This is a genomic window from Candidatus Venteria ishoeyi, assembly GCF_030378065.1.
GTDB classification, from domain to species: domain Bacteria; phylum Pseudomonadota; class Gammaproteobacteria; order Beggiatoales; family Beggiatoaceae; genus Venteria; species Venteria ishoeyi.
Genome location: NZ_JAUCGJ010000010.1, coordinates 1 through 18,297 on the forward strand (window position 1 = coordinate 1; position 18,297 = coordinate 18,297).

An 18,297-nucleotide genomic window follows, 5' to 3' on the forward strand; every position below is an offset into this window, starting at 1 on the left:
ATACTGATGCAACAGACAGTTCGGATGTGGATAACAATGCCGATAATCCGACTGATGAAATAGCCGTGGTTGCACAAGGGGGTAATGACAATACAAATGATTTTGGTTATGTACAGGGTGGCAGCATTGGTGACTTTGTATGGTTGGATGAAAATGATGATGGCATTTGGTTAGCTGGAGAAAATGGCATTAGTGGTGTCACGGTCAGACTTTATCAGGATAATAACAATGATGGTGTTGTTGATAGTGGTGATACTCTGCTTGATACTCAGACGACTGATTCTGCTGGCGCTTATAAATTTACAGATCTAAAACCTGAAAATTATCTGGTGGATGTGACAGCACCTGCAAATCATATATTGACAACAGCTAATGATCCACATTATATCGCCCTTGCTGCCAGCCAGGATTATGTGCTTGCTGATTTTGGTTTCAATCATATTGCACTCCCTCCCCCCCCCTCCGGCACCATCGGCGATTTCGTCTGGTATGATCAAAGTGCAGACGGGGTGCAGGATGCCGGAGAACTTGGTATAAGTGGGGTTACAATCGATTTATATCTGGATAAAAATAAAGATGGCGTGCTTGATGCCGGTGATACGCGCGTTAGCACAAAAACAACCAACAGCAGTGGTTTTTATCAATTTACCGGACTATCTCGCGATTATTATCTGGTTGAGGTGACGGATACCGCCAATAAGCTGACAGGCAAATCTTTGACTGTGGGTAGTGAAAACCCCTATCAGGCTAAGATCACTACAGGCAATGATGAGCAGGCCGATTTTGGTTATGCAGATATTCCTCCTGCTCAAATTGGTGATCTTATCTGGAATGACTTAAATGGTGACGGAGTACAGGATGCCGGAGAACCCGGTATTGCTGATGTCACCCTGGAACTGTTTCAGGATAGCGATGGCGATGGTGTGTATGAAACCAGTGTTGGCACACAAACCACTGACGACCAGGGACTGTATGGCTTTACAGATTTAGCTGCCGGTGATTATCAGGTGCGCGTGGTTTCCGGTGTACCTGTGGGGATGAACCAGACCAGCGACCCGGACGCTACCCTGGATGCACAGTCTAATGTCACCTTGACGGCAGGAGAAAACCGTGAAGATATGGATTTTGCTTATCAAAATCCTGTGCTGGCAAGTCTGGGCGATACGGTTTGGCAGGATTTGAATGGTGACGGGGTACAGGATGCCGGAGAACCCGGTATTGCTGATGTCACCCTGGAACTGTTCCAGGATAGCGATGGCGATGGTGTGTATGAAACCAGTGTTGGCACACAAACCACTGACGACCAGGGACTGTATGGCTTTACAGATTTAGCTGCCGGTGATTATCAAGTGCGCGTGGTTTCCGGTGTGCCTGTGGGGATGAACCAGACCAGCGACCCGGACGCTACCCTGGATGCACAGTCTAATGTCACCTTGACGGCAGGAGAAAACCGTGAAGATATGGATTTTGCTTATCAAAATCCTGTGCTGGCCAGTCTGGGCGATACGGTTTGGCAGGATTTGAATGGTGACGGGGTACAGGATGCCGGAGAACCCGGTATTGCCGATGTCACTCTGGAACTGTTCCAGGATAGCGATGGCGATGGTGTATATGAAACCAGCTTAGGCACCAAGGTTACTGACAATCAGGGTTTGTATGTATTTGCAGGTTTGGATGCCGGTGATTATCAAGTGCGCGTGGTTTCCGGTGTACCTGTGGGTATGAACCAGACCAGCGACCCGGACGCTACCCTGGATGCACAGTCTAATGTCACCTTGACGGCAGGAGAAAACCGTGAGGATATGGATTTTGCTTATCAAAATCCTGTGCTGGCAAGTCTGGGCGATACGGTTTGGCAGGATTTGAATGGTGACGGGGTGCAGGATGCCGGAGAACCCGGTATTGCTGATGTCACCCTGGAACTGTTCCAGGATAGCGATGGTGATGGTGTGTATGAAACCAGCTTAGGCACCAAGGTTACTGACAATCAGGGTTTGTATGTATTTGCAGGTTTGGATGCCGGTGATTATCAAGTGCGCGTGGTTTCCGGTGTACCTGTGGGGATGAACCAGACCAGCGACCCGGACGCTACCCTGGATGCACAGTCTAATGTCACCTTGACGGCAGGACAAAATCGTGAGGATATGGATTTTGCTTATCAAAATCCTGTGCTGGCAAGTCTGGGCGATACGGTTTGGCAGGATTTAAATGCTGACGGCGTGCAGGATGCCGGAGAAGCCGGTATCGCAGGTGTCACCCTGGAATTACGGCAGGATAATAACACTGATGGCATTTATGAAACACTGGTGGATACACAGATAAGCGACAACGCAGGTGACTATCTGTTTGATAATCTGCCTGCGGGTGATTATCAGGTTGTGGTCAGTAATGGTGTTGCTGGTTTGCAACAGACTGGTGATCCTGATGGCGCTTATGATAATCAGACTAAAGTCACTTTAAGTGATGGCGAACAGCATTTGACGGCTGACTTTGGTTATGTTGGCATTACCAGTGTCGGCGATACCGTCTGGCACGACATGGACGGCGATCAGTTCCAGGATGCCAACGAGCCGGGTATTGCCGGGGTAACGCTAAACTTGCAGGGTGCGGGTGCTGATGGTGTGTTTGGCACAGCGGATGATACCAGCCATACGACAAGCACCAATGCTAATGGTTTGTATCTGTTTGATAAGCTGAGTGCGGGTGAATACCGCATGTCTGTGGACAGCGCAAGCGTTTCCCTGTCAGGTATTCCTGGCGCGCTGACGCTGACCACCGCTAATAATCCCAGCGTGTTCACCCTGAGTCTGGGTGAGCAGAAAGACGATGTTGATTTTGCTTATCGCGGCGCTGGCAGCATTGGTGATACCGTGTGGCTGGATGCCAACCAAAATGGTGTGCAGGATACGGGCGAGGAAACAATTCACAATGTTGAAGTGCAAATGCGTCTGCCGGGTGCTGACAATGTACTGGGCACGGATGATGATCCGATTTATACCACACGCACCAACAGCACAGGAAATTACCTGTTTGATGGTCTGCCTGCTGGCAATTATCAAATTGATGTGAATACCACAACGGCACCGGATGCATCACGTCTGACCACCACCGGCAGCTATACAGTGGCCTTGCCAGAAGGCACCGCCCATCTTGAGGCAGACTTTGGTTTTGCTCAGCCTACCGGCTCTATTGGTGATTACGTCTGGTTGGATAGCAATGCCGATGGTATCCAGGATGCGGCTGAAAGCGGTCTGGAAAACGTGCTGGTGAATCTGCTTGGCGCGGGTGTTGACGGTATGTTGGATACCGCAGATGATACATTGGCTTCCACTACCACTGATGCCAATGGCGCTTATCTATTTGAGCAACTGGCAGCAGGTGCTTATCGCATTACCTTGGGCGGCGTGCCGATTGGCTTAACTGCAAGCACCGGCCCACAATCACTGGGCGGCACTTCTGCGGAATTCAACCTGAATGCCGATGAAAATAAACGTGATGTAGACTTTGGCTTCAGCGGTAGCCCGGCGGGTAACAGTTGGATAGGCGATCAGGTCTGGTACGATGCCGATGGTGATGGCGTCTTTGATAGTAGCGAGCCGGTTTATGCAGGGATGACGGTTACTCTGACCCATCCCGGTGCAGACGGTGTGTTTGGCAATGCTGATGACCTAACAGCAACCACCACCACCGACAGCAACGGCTTGTATCGTTTTAGTGGTTTACCGGGTGGTGATTATCAGGTTTTCGTGGCAACGCCAACGGGTACCACCAGCACCACGCCAGGTGCGTATAACACCGTCAGCCTGCCGGATAACGACCATATTGATACGCTTGATTTTGGTTTCTATGGCAATGCCAGTCTGGGCGATTATGTCTGGAATGACAGCAACAACGATGGCATTCAGGATGCTGACGAAAACGGTCTGGGCAATGTTACGGTGCAGGCGACCTGGGCTGGTTTTGATGGTATCAGTGGTACGGGCGATGATGTGTCCTTAACCACAACGACTGACAGCGATGGTTTATATCAGTTCAACCATCTTGCCGCAGGTGACTATACGGTTACTGTAGTGGGTGGCATTCCCGTCGGTCTAACCCCAAGCGTCGGGCCGCAGTCGGCTGGCGGACATAGCACTACGACAACATTGACGCAGGGCGAGCAAAGAACAGACATTGACTTTGGTTACACTGGTACTCCCGCAGGCAGTGGCAGCATCGGCGATCAGGTTTGGTATGACAGCGATGGTGATGGCAACTTTGATGCCGGAGAGCCAGTACATGGCGGCTTGACCGTGACCTTGACGGAAGCTGGTATTGATGGTGTGTTTGGCACTGCGGATGATTTGCTGACAAGCACCGTCACTGATGACAATGGTTTGTATCTGTTCAGTGGTTTGCCGGAAGGTGATTATAAGGTTAACGTGCAGGCACCGAATGGCACCGGCACAACCACACCAAATGCTTATGATGAATTCCACCTCAATGAGGGTGAAAAGCGTGATATCCAGGACTTTGGTTTCCGCGGTCTGGGCAGCATTGGTGATTACGTCTGGCATGATCTGAATAATGACGGCATACAGGATATCGGTGAAGCAGGTTTGGCAGGCGTTAATCTGCAACTGCGCTGGGATGGCCCGGATGGTCTGGCTAACAGCAGTGATGATGTGATTGCCACGACCACCACCGATAGCAACGGTTATTATCACTTTGCGCACCTGAGTGCGGGTCACTATCAAATGACCGTGGTCAGCGGTGTTCCTGTTGGTTTGACTTCCAGCTTTGGGCCGGAGTCAGTTGGCAGGGACGTTGCGCTGTTGCGCCTCTACGACTTTAATCTGGCAAATGCTCAGATTAAACAGGATGTAGATTTTGGCTACGCGGGTACGCCGATTGGTGATGGCAGTATTGGCGATCAGGTCTGGATTGACTTGGATGAAGACGGTGTTAAAGATGCCAATGAGCAGGGTATTGCCGACGTAACTGTCACCTTAACCCATCCCGGCAGTGATGGCGTGTTTGGCAGCGCGGATGATATCAGCGTGACCACCACCACCGATGCCGAGGGTATTTACCGCTTCAGCGGTTTGCCAGCCGGAGATTATCGGGTAAGCACACCAACCCCGGCGAACACCAGTTCTACCACGCCGGATGCTTACAATACCGTAAGTCTGGCGGATAGCGAAAACCGCGATGATGTGGACTTTGGCTTTAATGGCACGGCACAGTTTGGTGATTACATCTGGCATGATACTAATGCCGATGGCGTACAGGATGCCACTGAGATAGGTCTTGGCGGTGTCACGGTGCAGGCGACCTGGGCTGGAGTCGATGGTGTATTTGGCTCGGCTGATGACCGTTCATACAGTACGATTACCGATAGTAATGGTTTATATCTGTTGGATAATTTGCCAATTGGGGATTATCAGGTGACGGTGATGAATTCGCCGGTAGGTATGACGGTCAGTACTGGCCCTGATACCGCAGGTCCTGGTACTGCCAACCTGTCCTTAAGCGCGGGTGATGATAATCGCACGGTTGACTTTGCTTATACGGGTACCTCAGCGGGCACTGGGAGCATTGGTGATACCGTGTGGCTGGACAGTGATGGTGATGGTTTGCTGGATGCTGATGAAAACGGCATCAGCGGTGCAACCGTGACCCTGACTTATCCCGGCGCGGATGGCATCTTCGGTAACGGTGATGATATCAGCGTGACCACCGTCACTGACAGCAACGGCAACTACCGCTTTAATGGTTTGCCAGCAGCGCAGTATCAGGTGAATGTGGTGACCCCGGATGGCACGACTTCAACCACGCCGGATGCTTATAATCCAGTGGATTTAGCGGACGGTCAGGATATTGACACGATTGATTTTGGTTTCCGTGGCACTGCGGGACTCGGTGATTTTATCTGGTATGATCTGGATAATGACGGCATACAAGATGCCGGAGAACCGGGTCTTGCTGGCGTGACACTGGAAATTATTGGCGCGGGTTCTGACGGTGTGATAGGCACGTTAGATGACAGCCGCTATACCACAAGCACGGACAGTACGGGTAAATACAGCCTTGATGGTCTGCCAGCCGGTACTTATCAGGTGACGGTGGATAATGGCGTACCCGCAGGTATGCAGGGCGTGATTGGCCCGGATACCGCAGGGCTGGGCACTGCCACGCTGACCCTGGCTAATGCTCAGACCCGTGATGATATTGACTTTGCCTACAATCTGCCAACTAACGGCAGTCTGGGTGATTATGTCTGGTTTGACCAGAATCAGGATGGTATTCAAGACAGCGCAGAAACCGGGCTGGCTAATGTCGGTGTCAACCTGGTATGGAGCGGTGTGGATGGGCTGTTTGGCACTGCCGATGACATTACCCGTTCCACGGTGACTGATGCCAATGGCGCTTATTTGTTTGAGAATCTGGCAGCCGGAGAATATCTTGTCAGCGTGATAGGTGGCGTACCTGTTGGCTTCACCGCAACCACCGGGGCACAGTCAGTTGGTGGAAACAGCACTACAGTCACGTTACCACTGGACATTCCCACACAGAGCGTGGGAACGAGAACCGATATTGATTTTGGTTATGCCGGTACCCCGGCGGGGAATAGCTGGCTGGGCGACCAAGTCTGGTATGACACTGATGGCGATGGTCAGCTTGACAGTGGTGAGCCAGTATTAGCGGGTATCACCGTGAGTCTAACCCATCCCGGCAGTGATGGCGTGTTTGGCAGTGGTGATGATATTTCCGTGACCACGACGACTGACAGCAATGGCTTGTATCGCTTTACCGGTCTGCCAGGTGGCGACTATCGGGTTAATGTGCTTGCGCCGGATGGCACGCGCACGACAACGCCAGCGGCTTATAATACCGTCACCCTGCCGGATAACGACTACAACGACCAGCTTGATTTTGGTTTCCACGGTCTGGGCAGTCTGGGTGATTATGTCTGGCTGGATGGCGATAAAGATGGCGTTCAGGACTTCGGCGAGCAGGGCTTGTCGGGTGTCACTGTACAAGCCTTATGGTCAGGTTTTGATGGTATCAGCGGCACTGCCGATGATGTCACCTTGACCACCACCACCGACAGCAACGGCGCTTATCTGTTTAACAATCTGGCAGCAGGCAGCTATCAGATTAGCGTGCTCAGCGGTGTGCCGGTGGGCTTGAGTCCCAGTATTGGGCCACAGTCGGTTGGCAGCAACAGTAGCAATATGATTTTAGATGCTGGACAAGAGCGCAAAGACGTTGACTTTGGTTATCAGGGCACACCACTGGGCAGCGCCACGATTGGCGATCAGGTCTGGTATGACACGGATGGCGATGGTGTGGTGGATGCGGATGAACCGGTGTATGCCGGTGTCAGCGTCACCTTAACCCATCCCGGCGATGATGGCGTGTTTGGCAATGCCGATGACATCAGCGTTAGCACTGTGACTGACAGCGATGGCAAATATTTATTCAGTGGCTTGCCAGCCGGTCAGTATCAGGTGTTTACCGATACCCCAAGCGGCACCCAAAGCACTACGCCAGATACCTATAATCCCGTTAGCGTAACGGATGGTCAGGTGTTGGATAGTGTTGATTTTGGTTTCCGTGGTCTGGGCAGTCTGGGGGATTATGTCTGGCATGACCTGGATAATGACGGCATACAGGATATAGATGAATCCGGTATCGCTAATGTCAGTGTTGAAGCGCGTTGGTCTGGTTTGGACGGGGTGTTTGGCACGGCGGATGATGTGACAAAAACCACCACCACTGACAGCAGCGGACATTATTTCTTCAATCAACTGGCAGGTGGTGTGTATCAAGTGAGCGTCACTTCCGTGCCTGTGGGCTTGACACCAACCAGCGGCCCGCAATCAGTGGGTGGCAACCAAACCAGCATTATGCTGGCACCGGCTGAAAACCGCTTTGATATGGACTTTGGCTACAATGGCACGCTGCTGGGCGATAGCAGTATCGGCGATCAGGTCTGGCAAGACATTGATGGCGATGGCGTAATGGATGACAGTGAATTGCCACTGGCGGATGTCACTGTGACTCTGACCCATCCGGGTGCCGATGGAACATTTGGCACGGCGGATGATATTAGCGTTACCACGCAAACTGATAATGATGGCAAATACCGTTTCAGCGGTCTGCCGGAAGGTCAGTATCAGGTCTTTGTTGATACCCCGGAACACACCCAGGCAACAACGCCGGAAAGCTACCAAAGTATTGTGCTGGGCGCGGGTGAAAACCGTCTGGATCGTGATTTTGGCTTCCAGCCTATTGGCAGTATTGGTGATTATGTCTGGCATGATAACAATGCCAATGGCTTGCAAGATAGCGGAGAAAGCGGGCTGGCAAATGTCTTAATGCAGGCAACCTGGGTTGGTGCGGATGGCATTTCCGGTACCAATGATGACCAGCATTTTACCACCACCACCGATGAGCAAGGCTTATATCTATTTAATGCCCTGCCTGTTGGTGCTTACCAAATTGATGTTATCAGCGGTATTCCCGTGGGTTTGAGCCCCAGTATTGGCGCAGAATCTGTGGGCAGTCATAGCACCATGCTGACATTGGCAAGCGGACAGGCGATTCGGACAGTGGATTTTGGCTATCAGGGTGATTTGCTGGGTACGGCTTCTATTGGCGATGAAGTCTGGCTGGACAGCGACGGCGATGGCATCAAGGATGCCGCTGAGGCCGTCCTGCCTGGTGCTACTGTGACCTTGACCCATCCGGGTGCTGACGGTGTGTTTGGCAATGCTGATGACATTGCTGTTAATACCACCACTGATGCCAACGGCCTGTATCTGTTTAACGGCTTACCGGCTGGCGATTATCGGGTAAATGTCACCGCACCAGCAGGCACTGCCAGCACCACGCCGAATGCTTATAATACGCTGACGGTGGCTGATGGTGATGCGCTGAGAAGCGTGGACTTTGGCTTCCTGGGCAGTGCTGAACTGGGTGATTTTGTCTGGGTCGACATTAATAAAGATGGCATACAGGATACAGGTGAAACCGGTTTTGCCGGTGTCACCATGCAAGCTGTCTGGGCGGGTGCTGACGGCACGCTGGGCACGGCGGACGATGTAAGATATACCACCGTGACCAACGCCATTGGACAGTATCTATTTAACGGACTGCCGGGGGGTTTATATCAAGTCAGCGTGGACAGTGGCATACCTGCCGGTTACACAGTGAGCAGCGGCCCACAGGTTGCAGGTCCCGGCACTGCCAGCGTGACGCTGAGCGCGGCTGGCAGCGACCTGACCATGGATTTTGCTTATGCTCTGGAGGATACCGGCACGGCAAGCTTTGGTGATTATGTCTGGCTGGATGCCGATGGCGATGGTTTGCAAGATAGCACTGAAACCGGATTGGCGGGTGTTACGGTTGAATCCTTGTGGGCTGGTGCAGATGGTGTGTTTGGCACGGCTGATGACCAAACCCAAACCACTGTGACCGACAACAATGGTCGTTATCAGTTTGATAAGCTGCCAGCCGGTAGCTTCCGGGTGCAGGTGACAGCAGGTGTATCGGCTAATCTGACACCGACCCTGGGCGCGCACAGTATTGGCGCAGGCAGCGCAGTATTTGATTTGAGTACAGGCACAAACCGTGACGATATTGACTTTGCTTATGTGCCCACTCCAACCGGTACTGGCAGCATTGGTGATTTAATCTGGTATGACAGTGACGGCGATGGTGTGCCGGACAGCGGTGAAAACGGCTTGGCTGGCGTGAGTGTGTATTTACGCGCAGCAGGTGCTGATGGCTTATTAAATACCGCAGATGATGTATTACGCAACACCGTGACCGATAGCACAGGCGCTTATCTGTTCAGCGATTTGCCAGTGGATCAATACCGGGTTATCGTCGATACCAGCACCTTGCCAGGTGGCATTGCCAGCGCAGTGACCAGCACCACGCCTTCAGCGGGTGACAGCTTCTCACTGGCAGATGGTGAAAATCGTCTGGACAGAGATTTTGGTTATCGCGGATTGGCGAGTCTGGGGGATTATGTCTGGTTGGATCAGGATGCCGATGGCGTTCAAGATGCCGATGAAAGCGGTATTTCAGGCATTACTCTGGAATTAACCTGGGCCGGTAATGACGGTGTGATGGGGACGGCAGATGATCAGGTCTTTAGCACCGTGACCGACAGCAACGGACATTATTTATTTAATGATTTAGCACCGGGCGATTACCGTCTGAGCTTAAATAACAGCTCATTACCCATTGGCTTAAGCGCAACCACCGGGCCGCAGTCTATTGGTGGCAATAACCTGAACCTGACGCTGGCAGGTGGTGAAAATCATCTGGATGCTGACTTTGGTTATGTGCAGACTGGTGCGGCAGTGGGTGATTTTGTCTGGTTTGATCAAAATGCCGATGGCGTACAGGATACAACTGAACCCGGTATTGTCGGCGCAGTTGTTACCATCACCACCGCAGGCGCGGATGGTGTATTTGGTACCGCAGATGATAACCAGCGCACGACGACCACAGACAGCAATGGCTGGTATCAGTTTGCCGGTCTCAATGCTGGCAGCTATCAGGTGGCGGTGGATACCACCAGCGTTGGCAGCGGTCTCGGTCTGACTACCAGCAACAACAACAGCGTTACCCTGACGGACAACCAGCTACGTGATGATCAGGACTTTGGTTTTGCCGGTAATGCCTCTCTGGGCGATTTCGTCTGGCGCGACACTAACCAGGATGGTATTCAGGATGCCACTGAGCAAGGCATCAGCAATGTCACAGTCACGGCAGTCTGGGCAGGTTTTGACGGCCTTGCAGGTACGGCTGATGATGTCACCTACACCACAACAACCGACAGCAACGGCTTCTATTTGTTTGATAATCTGGCTGCGGGTGATTATCAGGTGAGTTTGACACCCAGCACAATTCCGCTGGGCTTGAACCCGACTATCGGTGCGCAATCTGTAGGTGCAAATCAAACCGTAGTCACGTTGGCAGCCAGCGAGAAACAGCAGGATGTCGATTTCGGCTATGCGCAAACCGGTGCAGCACTGGGTGATTTTGTCTGGTTTGACCAAGATGGCGACGCTCAGCAGGATGCAGGAGAGACTGGCATTGCTGGCGTTACTGTGCGCCTGACCTTACCGGGCGCGGATGGTGTGTTGGGCACGGCGGATGACCTGATGCAGATGACAACCACTGACAGCAGCGGTTTTTATACCTTCACTGACCTGGATGCAGGTGATTACCAAGTGAATATAGAAACCGGCAGCTTACCAAACGGCATGACCCTGACCACGCTTAACAACATCACTGCCACGCTGGCTAACATGGAAGTCCGTGATGACATTGATTTTGGTGCAAACGGTGCTGGTACGCTGGGAGACTATATCTGGCTGGATAGTGATAAAGACGGTATTCAGGATCCTGATGAACAGGGCATTGCCGGTGTTGACATCAATCTGCGCTGGCATGGCCTGGATGGTCTGGCAAATACCGCAGATGACGTGTCTTATCAAACCGTGACCGATGCCAATGGCTTTTATCTGTTTAATGGTCTGGCTGCGGGAGGTTATGATGTGATGCTGGATACGGCAACGCTGCCTGCTGGTCTAAGTCCAACGACAGGGCCAGCTTCAGTGGGCGCAACGCAGACCACGACAACATTAACTGCGGGTCAGGACAAACTGGATGTAGACTTTGGCTTTGCAATGGGCGACCTGCCAGATTATGTTATCACCAAGGATGATGGTGTTACCCAGGCGATACCGGGGCAGACACTGACTTACACCATTACAGCGCAGAATGTGGGTGGTGGCGATGGGTATAACGTGATGGTCACTGATAACGTGCCAATTGACGTACTGGAGAATATCCAGGTAGACCGTGACGGTGTTGTGAATGCAGCAACCGGCGAAGTGAGCTGGACACTGTCACAAATGCTATCCGGTGAGTTACAACAGTTTACAGTGACGGCAACGGTTAAAGCGAATGCCGATCTGGCTCAGGACAGCTTTACCAATACGGTCATTGTGGGCGATGACAGTGGCATACCTGACCCGACACCGGAAAATAACCGGGATGAGGATACGGATATTCTGGTGACTGAAGGGATACCTGATTATGTCATCACTAAAGATGATGAGGTGATGGAAGTTGCCGCAGGCGATATGCTGACTTATCAGATTGAAGTGAGCAACGTGGGCAGTGCTGCCGGGCAGGATGTAATTGTGACAGACACCCTGCCGCTGGATAGCCTGACCAATTTCCAGGCCAGTGATGGTGGTCAGATTAATCTGGACACAGGAGAGGTTATCTGGACATTTGACACACTGGATGCGGGAGAAAGTCACAGTCTGACACTAACGGCTGAGGTTCGGGAAGATATTGTCAGTGACAGTTTTGAAAACCTGGTTACGGTTACGGACCTGGATGATATTCCGGATCCCACGCCGGAAAATAACCGGGATAATGATCGGGATAGCGTATTGACTACGCCGGTTGACCCTGATTCCATACCTGATCCAACGCCAGACCCAACACCAGACCCAACACCTGAGCCGGAATCTCAGTTGCCGGATTACAGCATCACTAAAGATGATGGCTTGACCGAAGTACAAGTCGGACAAAGCCTGATCTATACGCTAACAGTGACGAATAATGGTGCAGCCGACGGAGAACAGGTACGGGTGGTGGATGATTACCCCGCAGACCTGTTAATCAACGTCAGTGCCAATAATGGCGGTCAGGTGAATGTGGCAAACGGGCAGATTGAATGGTTGTTGCCACGTCTGGAAATGGGGGAAACCCGCACCTTTGCAGTTTCTGCAACGGTGAACCCGGAGCTGGATGCCGAGCAGGTACAGCGCATCCTGAACCGGGTTACGGTCAGCGATGACAGTGGCATTCCCGATCCCACCCCGGAAGATAATAGTGATACGGATGAGGATGTACTGACATTCCTGGAACCAGAGGTAGATCCTAACGTTGATCCTAACGTTGATCCTAACGTTGATCCTAACGTTGATCCTAACGTTGATCCTAACGTTGATCCTAACGTTGATCCTAATGTTGATCCTAATGTTGATCCTGAGCCAGCGCCAGAACCAGAACTTTTAGCAGATAACTATGTGTATTTTTATTTCAATGATAGGGAGCCGCTGTTACATGGCATCATGCCTGAAAGAACTTTCTTTGACTGGGATGACGTGCAGTTCAAATTGCCGCCGATTCCGGTTGATCCAATTTTCAGTGGCATGATTGCCCCTGGAACCAATATCACGCTGGAATTGTATGATGGATTGGGGCAAAGTCTGGGGCAGAGCTCTGTTGTGGCGGATACCGGCGGCAACTGGTTAATTACCTTCCCCGGTTTGATATTGCAGGATCATCCACATTCCGTGGAAATCACACAGACACGCTCGACCTTTAATATGAATCCGATGAGTGTGTTTGATGTTCGTACTTTCTTCACCCCGGCAACCGGTGGTCAATTATTCTTTGGCAGTGACATGACCCTGGATAGCGTAATGGCCTTTTCGCCGATACGGATGCTGGAAGCGATGCATGATGCGTATGCTGAACCGGTTGCAAAAGTGTGGAATGACTTTGATTCTTATGAATTCCTGGTTTCTTCCAGTACCACTGCACAGGCAGGTTATTAAGGTAACTCGCCACGAATAACACCCCCCATTTCGCTCGCGCTATGGGGGTGTTATTTCTTGCGAGTTACCTAAAAACTACCAGGTTTTTTGTTTAGGAACAGCCTAAAGGAATAAAGTTCAGCGTGAAGTAATGACAGTTTTTTTGTGCGCTTAATGCACAAAAAAGAAGTCTTTGCGTAATACCTGTGTTTAAATTTGCAATTTGCTGGCTGACATTCTATAAATAAACACATAAACATAAAACTTATTAACCTGGGTTCAGTGTAAGCTCGATAATGTGCTGAAAAATTCTTGCATTGAATTCAGGTTTATTATGATGGAATCATAAATTATGAATATTGGTACACGATTACTACTGGGGTTTGGCGGTGTACTGCTGCTAGTGGGCTTACTCAGTTACCTGGCGGTGGCTAATTTATCCAAACTTGCCGGGCAGACAGATAAGCTGTATCAGCACCCTTACACCGTCAGTACGGCTGCGCTGCGGGTGGGCAACAACATTATGCAGATGCACGAGCAGCTTAATCTTGCCAGTGTTACACAAAACCAAGAAAATATACAGGTACATCAAGAAGCCATAAAACAACTACAAACACAGGTTGAAGTTGACTTCAAACTGATGCAAAGTCGTTTTCTGGGTGATAAGGCACAAATTTCACTTGCAGAGCAAACATTTAGCGACTGGATGGTGTTTGTTGATAAGGATCTGGCACTATTGGCGGATCGTACCCGGGCTGAACAACTGGCTGCGCTTGATAAACAACTGTTGTCAGACTGGCAACAGTTACAGCAGAAGATGACCTGGATTATTGGTTTTGCCAGTGATAAAGCTGATGATTTTATGAGTGCCAGTCAAACACAGGCAAATACTAAAGAAGCGGCTCTGGAATTATTAAATAAAATGTATCGCCACCCTTTTGCCGTTAGTCGCGCAGTGCTGCGTATTGAAAGTCATCTTGGCAAAATGCAATTTGATTTGGAGCAAATACAGCAGGATGTTGATAAAGCATTTATGCAGCAGGCGTTGGCACGTATTGAGCAAAATAAGAAAAAAATTAAAGCTGATTTTGTGCTGGTCAAAGGACGCTTTTTAGGTAATGCAAAAGAAATTATAAAAACAGAACAGATATTTACCATCTGGGAAGCAAGTGCAGAGCAATTAATCACGTTGCTTTTAGATCAAAGTCGCCAACTTGTATTACAGGAAACTATGCAAAAAGCAGCCTTGCAACTAACAAAATTGCAGGGTTTATTACAGGAATTTATCCAGTTTGCGGATAATAAGGCAACAGAATTTCATGCCAATGCCGGTCAGGTGCGTGATAAGACTTTGCGGGATATGTACTGGCTTATCTTTATCGTGTTAATTGTCAGTATTGTCTTTGGCTGGCTGACCCGTAACAGTATTGTATTTCCCTTAAAACGGGCAGTTGATCTTTCCACGGATTTGGCTGCGGGTGATTTAACCCGCCGGGTTACGCTTGCAAAAAATGTGCGTGATGAGAGTGGACAATTGCTGCTGGCAATGAACACGATGGCAGATAAAATTCAAAATATTATTCGTGAGGTATGGAATGTAGCTGAGCAAATTAATGGTGCTTCAGGACAAATGAATGGCACTGCGCAGGCAATTTCCCAAAGCACGATTGAGCAAGCCTCCAGCCTGGAGGAAACCTCCGCATCAATCGAACAAATGTCTGCCAGCATTGACCAAAATGCTGAAAATGCCAACAGTACCGATAGTATTGCCAGACAGACTGCGGCAAAATCCAGTGAAGGTGGACAGGCGGTAAAAGATACGATTGAAGCCATGAATCAAATCACTCAAAAAATTACCATTATTGAAGAGATTGCCTATCAAACCAATTTATTGGCACTCAATGCTGCCATTGAAGCAGCCAGAGCAGGAGAGCAGGGCAGAGGCTTTACTGTGGTGGCCGGGGAGATTCGTAAATTGGCTGAGCGCAGCCAGGGTGCGGCACAGGAAATCAGAACGCTTGCCAGTAATAGCGTTGATGTATCCGAGCGCGCAGGGCAGTTGTTAAATGAAATGGTGCCAGCAATTGATAAAACGGCAGACCTGGTGACTGAGATTGCCGCGGCAAATGTTGAGCAAAGTAGCAATATTGCACAAATTAACCAGGCCATGTCACAGTTGGATCAAGTAACGCAACAAAATGCTGCGGCTTCTGAAGAGCTGGCCTCATCTGGTGAGGAAATGGCGGCACAGGCCGAGACGCTTAAAGAAATGATGGGCTATTTCAAAATCAAGGATGCTTGAGCTTTATAGAGATGTAGTGTTGCTACGTCTTGGAAGCTGAAACTGTTGAAATGCTTTCTGTGAACGCTTACCACTCAACAGTATGCCTTAACACATGAAATTAATTGAACAATTACCCAAAGATGACTAATTCTGCGGGTCGTTTTTAGATACCAATACCTTGCTTAATGCTTTGATAATAAAAAAACACTGTTTTTCGGTAAGTTTTTGATAAAACAAACTAAAAATAGAGGTTTTTAATGATGGAAGCCATTCGTAAAATCGAAACCGTAGAAGACGGACAAGTTCATGTCGATTTACCCAAGCAGTTTTGGGGGAAGGAAGTGGAAATTATTGTGTTATCCACGCCACAACAAGTCACACAGCCCATCATGCGCAAGAAAAGTTTACGCAGTTGTTTGAAGCGTTATGCCAAGCCTGATTTAATTAGTCAAAAAAAAGATGCATGGCAATAAGTGAAAAACATGAGTATCGTTGATGTGAATATCATTTTACGCTATGTCTTGGATGACCATGCAGAGCTATCACCCAAGGCAATAGAGATTCTTGAGTAGTATGAGGTAATATTGCCGATAGAGGCTGCGTGCGAAGTGGTGTATGTACTGCAAAAAGTTTACGAAGTTGAGCGGGAAGATATTCGGCAACTTTTTCAAATTTTGTGGATGTATTATAACTCACACTGACTGTGCTGATGGTGATAATCAGTTATGGCTGGGGCGATGGGTTAAAAGATTTGACGACTATTTATTAGTTTCGCCTACCGACTCTATTCATTTCTCAGTGTATCTTGGCCGGACTGGTAACAGACCTTCCAGGTTTTGAAAACCTGGAAGGTCTTTTTCAAATGAAAAAATGGTAATACCCCTCGTTTTCCTATATCACCATTTTCCTAATCACATCCTCATCTCAATGAGAGAGAAGCCGAATATAACTAACCAGTGCCTCGACATCACTTTGACTGAGGATGCCACGCCAAGCTGGCATAAACCGTCCCTTACCATCAAGAATGCTCTTAACAAGATCATTATTGTTGAGACGGCTGGTCTCATTTTTATTAGTGTGATCCATCGGCATAATTCCCATGAGTTTTGTCATAATTCCATCGCCATCACCTTCCACGCCGTGACAGACTTGACAATACTTCTGATAGATTTGCAGGCCAGCCTTAGGATCTCCCATCAGGTCATGCTTGGTGTTCCCCAGAAATCGAAGATAGGCAATCAATGACATAAGCTGAGACTCATTGAAGATATCTTTCCATTCCGGCATGGCATCACTAAGCAGATTGTGTCGGTCACGACCCGTTATGGTCTGTCGACCTTTACCAGTGATGATTTTTATGAGAATGGCATCACTTCTGGAGCGTACAGTGGTGGTCAGATTTGCCGGAGTGATCTTCATTGCCTTTGCGAGAGGCCCATCCCCCTTGCCACTGATGCCATGACACAATTGGCAGTAAGAAACATACAGCCCTCTTCCCTCATAGGCAGGTGGAAGAGTTGCTGATACTGCAAGTGGATTCACTGCAAGGATAGTAAGTAAGATTACAGTATAAATTAAAAATTTCACTATCTTTCTCCTAATTGAATGCGGATAAAATACCGTTGGACTGAGCCGCTAACGTACCTACGTTATGGGAATTCTATCGGATTTTTCCTGCTTCGGAAAGTAAGTGCAGCAGGGTAAGTAACGGCGGGTTAGATACCTGCCTTTACCCGATTAGGTGGTTTATTCATAACTCTTCCACCATTACCACACTTCTGCGATAAATGATCATACTCATCAAGAGTATACAGGTAACTGCTACGATACTTGGGAATAATACTGTTGTAATAGAATAGTTTTCTAATGCCATTACGACGATAAGATTACGAGCTGTAAAAATTGAAAAGAACACTAATGATTCAGAAAATGGTTGGTCATAGGATTTTCTAATTGTTGGCCCAAAACCTAGAACATCTACTATTGTTAGTATAACAACAGCCCAAAGTGGATCTGAGGTTAAGTACCAAAATGGTAAAGACGACATTGCTGATATAAAAAACACCCAATCTATACGGGTAATAGAAATATCCCCCCGCTTCATAAATGCCAATAATGCAATGAATATTGTAATTAACCCTGAAACCCCGATTGGCCATGCACCCACCCCGGCATTGTCTTGCAGTTGTGCGAGGAATACAACAAAAGTGGTGGTTCCCCAAATAACCCAGGAAAATACATGAGGTTTTACGGTACCCAGAATGATTGAGCGAATATATGGAAAAAAAGCCATAAATGTGAGTACTATAGCAATAGCACTTAAAGTTCCCTTATATGACATGACTTCCTGCATTTCTTTCGCCTAATGAAAGGGGATACTTCCATTTT

5 protein-coding genes are annotated in these 18,297 nt (G+C 49.2%); 3 read left to right on the forward strand and 2 right to left on the reverse strand.

What is annotated here, in order from left to right; all coding sequences use genetic code 11:
- Positions 1-26: 26 nt before the first annotated feature.
- The 3 genes from QUF61_RS04630 (at position 27) to QUF61_RS04640 (ending at position 16,382) form a co-directional block, all read left to right on the forward strand.
- Positions 27-13,646, forward strand: a complete 13,620-nt coding sequence (locus tag QUF61_RS04630; protein WP_289680730.1) for an SdrD B-like domain-containing protein — start codon at positions 27-29, stop codon at positions 13,644-13,646.
- A gap of 331 nt (positions 13,647-13,977) precedes the next feature.
- Positions 13,978-15,927, forward strand: a complete 1,950-nt coding sequence (locus QUF61_RS04635; RefSeq protein ID WP_286019399.1) for a methyl-accepting chemotaxis protein — start codon at positions 13,978-13,980, stop codon at positions 15,925-15,927.
- A gap of 239 nt (positions 15,928-16,166) precedes the next feature.
- Entirely contained in the window at positions 16,167-16,382 is a 216-nt protein-coding gene (locus tag QUF61_RS04640) for a hypothetical protein (RefSeq protein WP_286019398.1), read from the forward strand.
- A 451-nt stretch (positions 16,383-16,833) separates the two neighbouring features.
- Here QUF61_RS04640 and QUF61_RS04645 read toward each other — a convergent pair whose 3' ends face one another.
- Complete coding sequence (locus QUF61_RS04645) at positions 16,834-17,496, reverse strand: cytochrome c (protein WP_103920608.1); 663 nt, start codon at positions 17,494-17,496, stop codon at positions 16,834-16,836.
- A gap of 163 nt (positions 17,497-17,659) precedes the next feature.
- Entirely contained in the window at positions 17,660-18,262 is a 603-nt protein-coding gene (locus QUF61_RS04650) for a hypothetical protein (protein ID WP_289680734.1), read from the reverse strand.
- Positions 18,263-18,297 lie beyond the last annotated feature (35 nt).

Coding starts and splice junctions, on each gene's coding strand:
- QUF61_RS04635 (WP_286019399.1), top strand. CDS start 13,978: ATGAATATTGGTACACGATTACTACTGGGGTTTGGCGGTGTACTGCTG.
- QUF61_RS04640 (WP_286019398.1), top strand. CDS start 16,167: ATGATGGAAGCCATTCGTAAAATCGAAACCGTAGAAGACGGACAAGTT.
- QUF61_RS04650 (WP_289680734.1), bottom strand. CDS start 18,262: ATGCAGGAAGTCATGTCATATAAGGGAACTTTAAGTGCTATTGCTATA.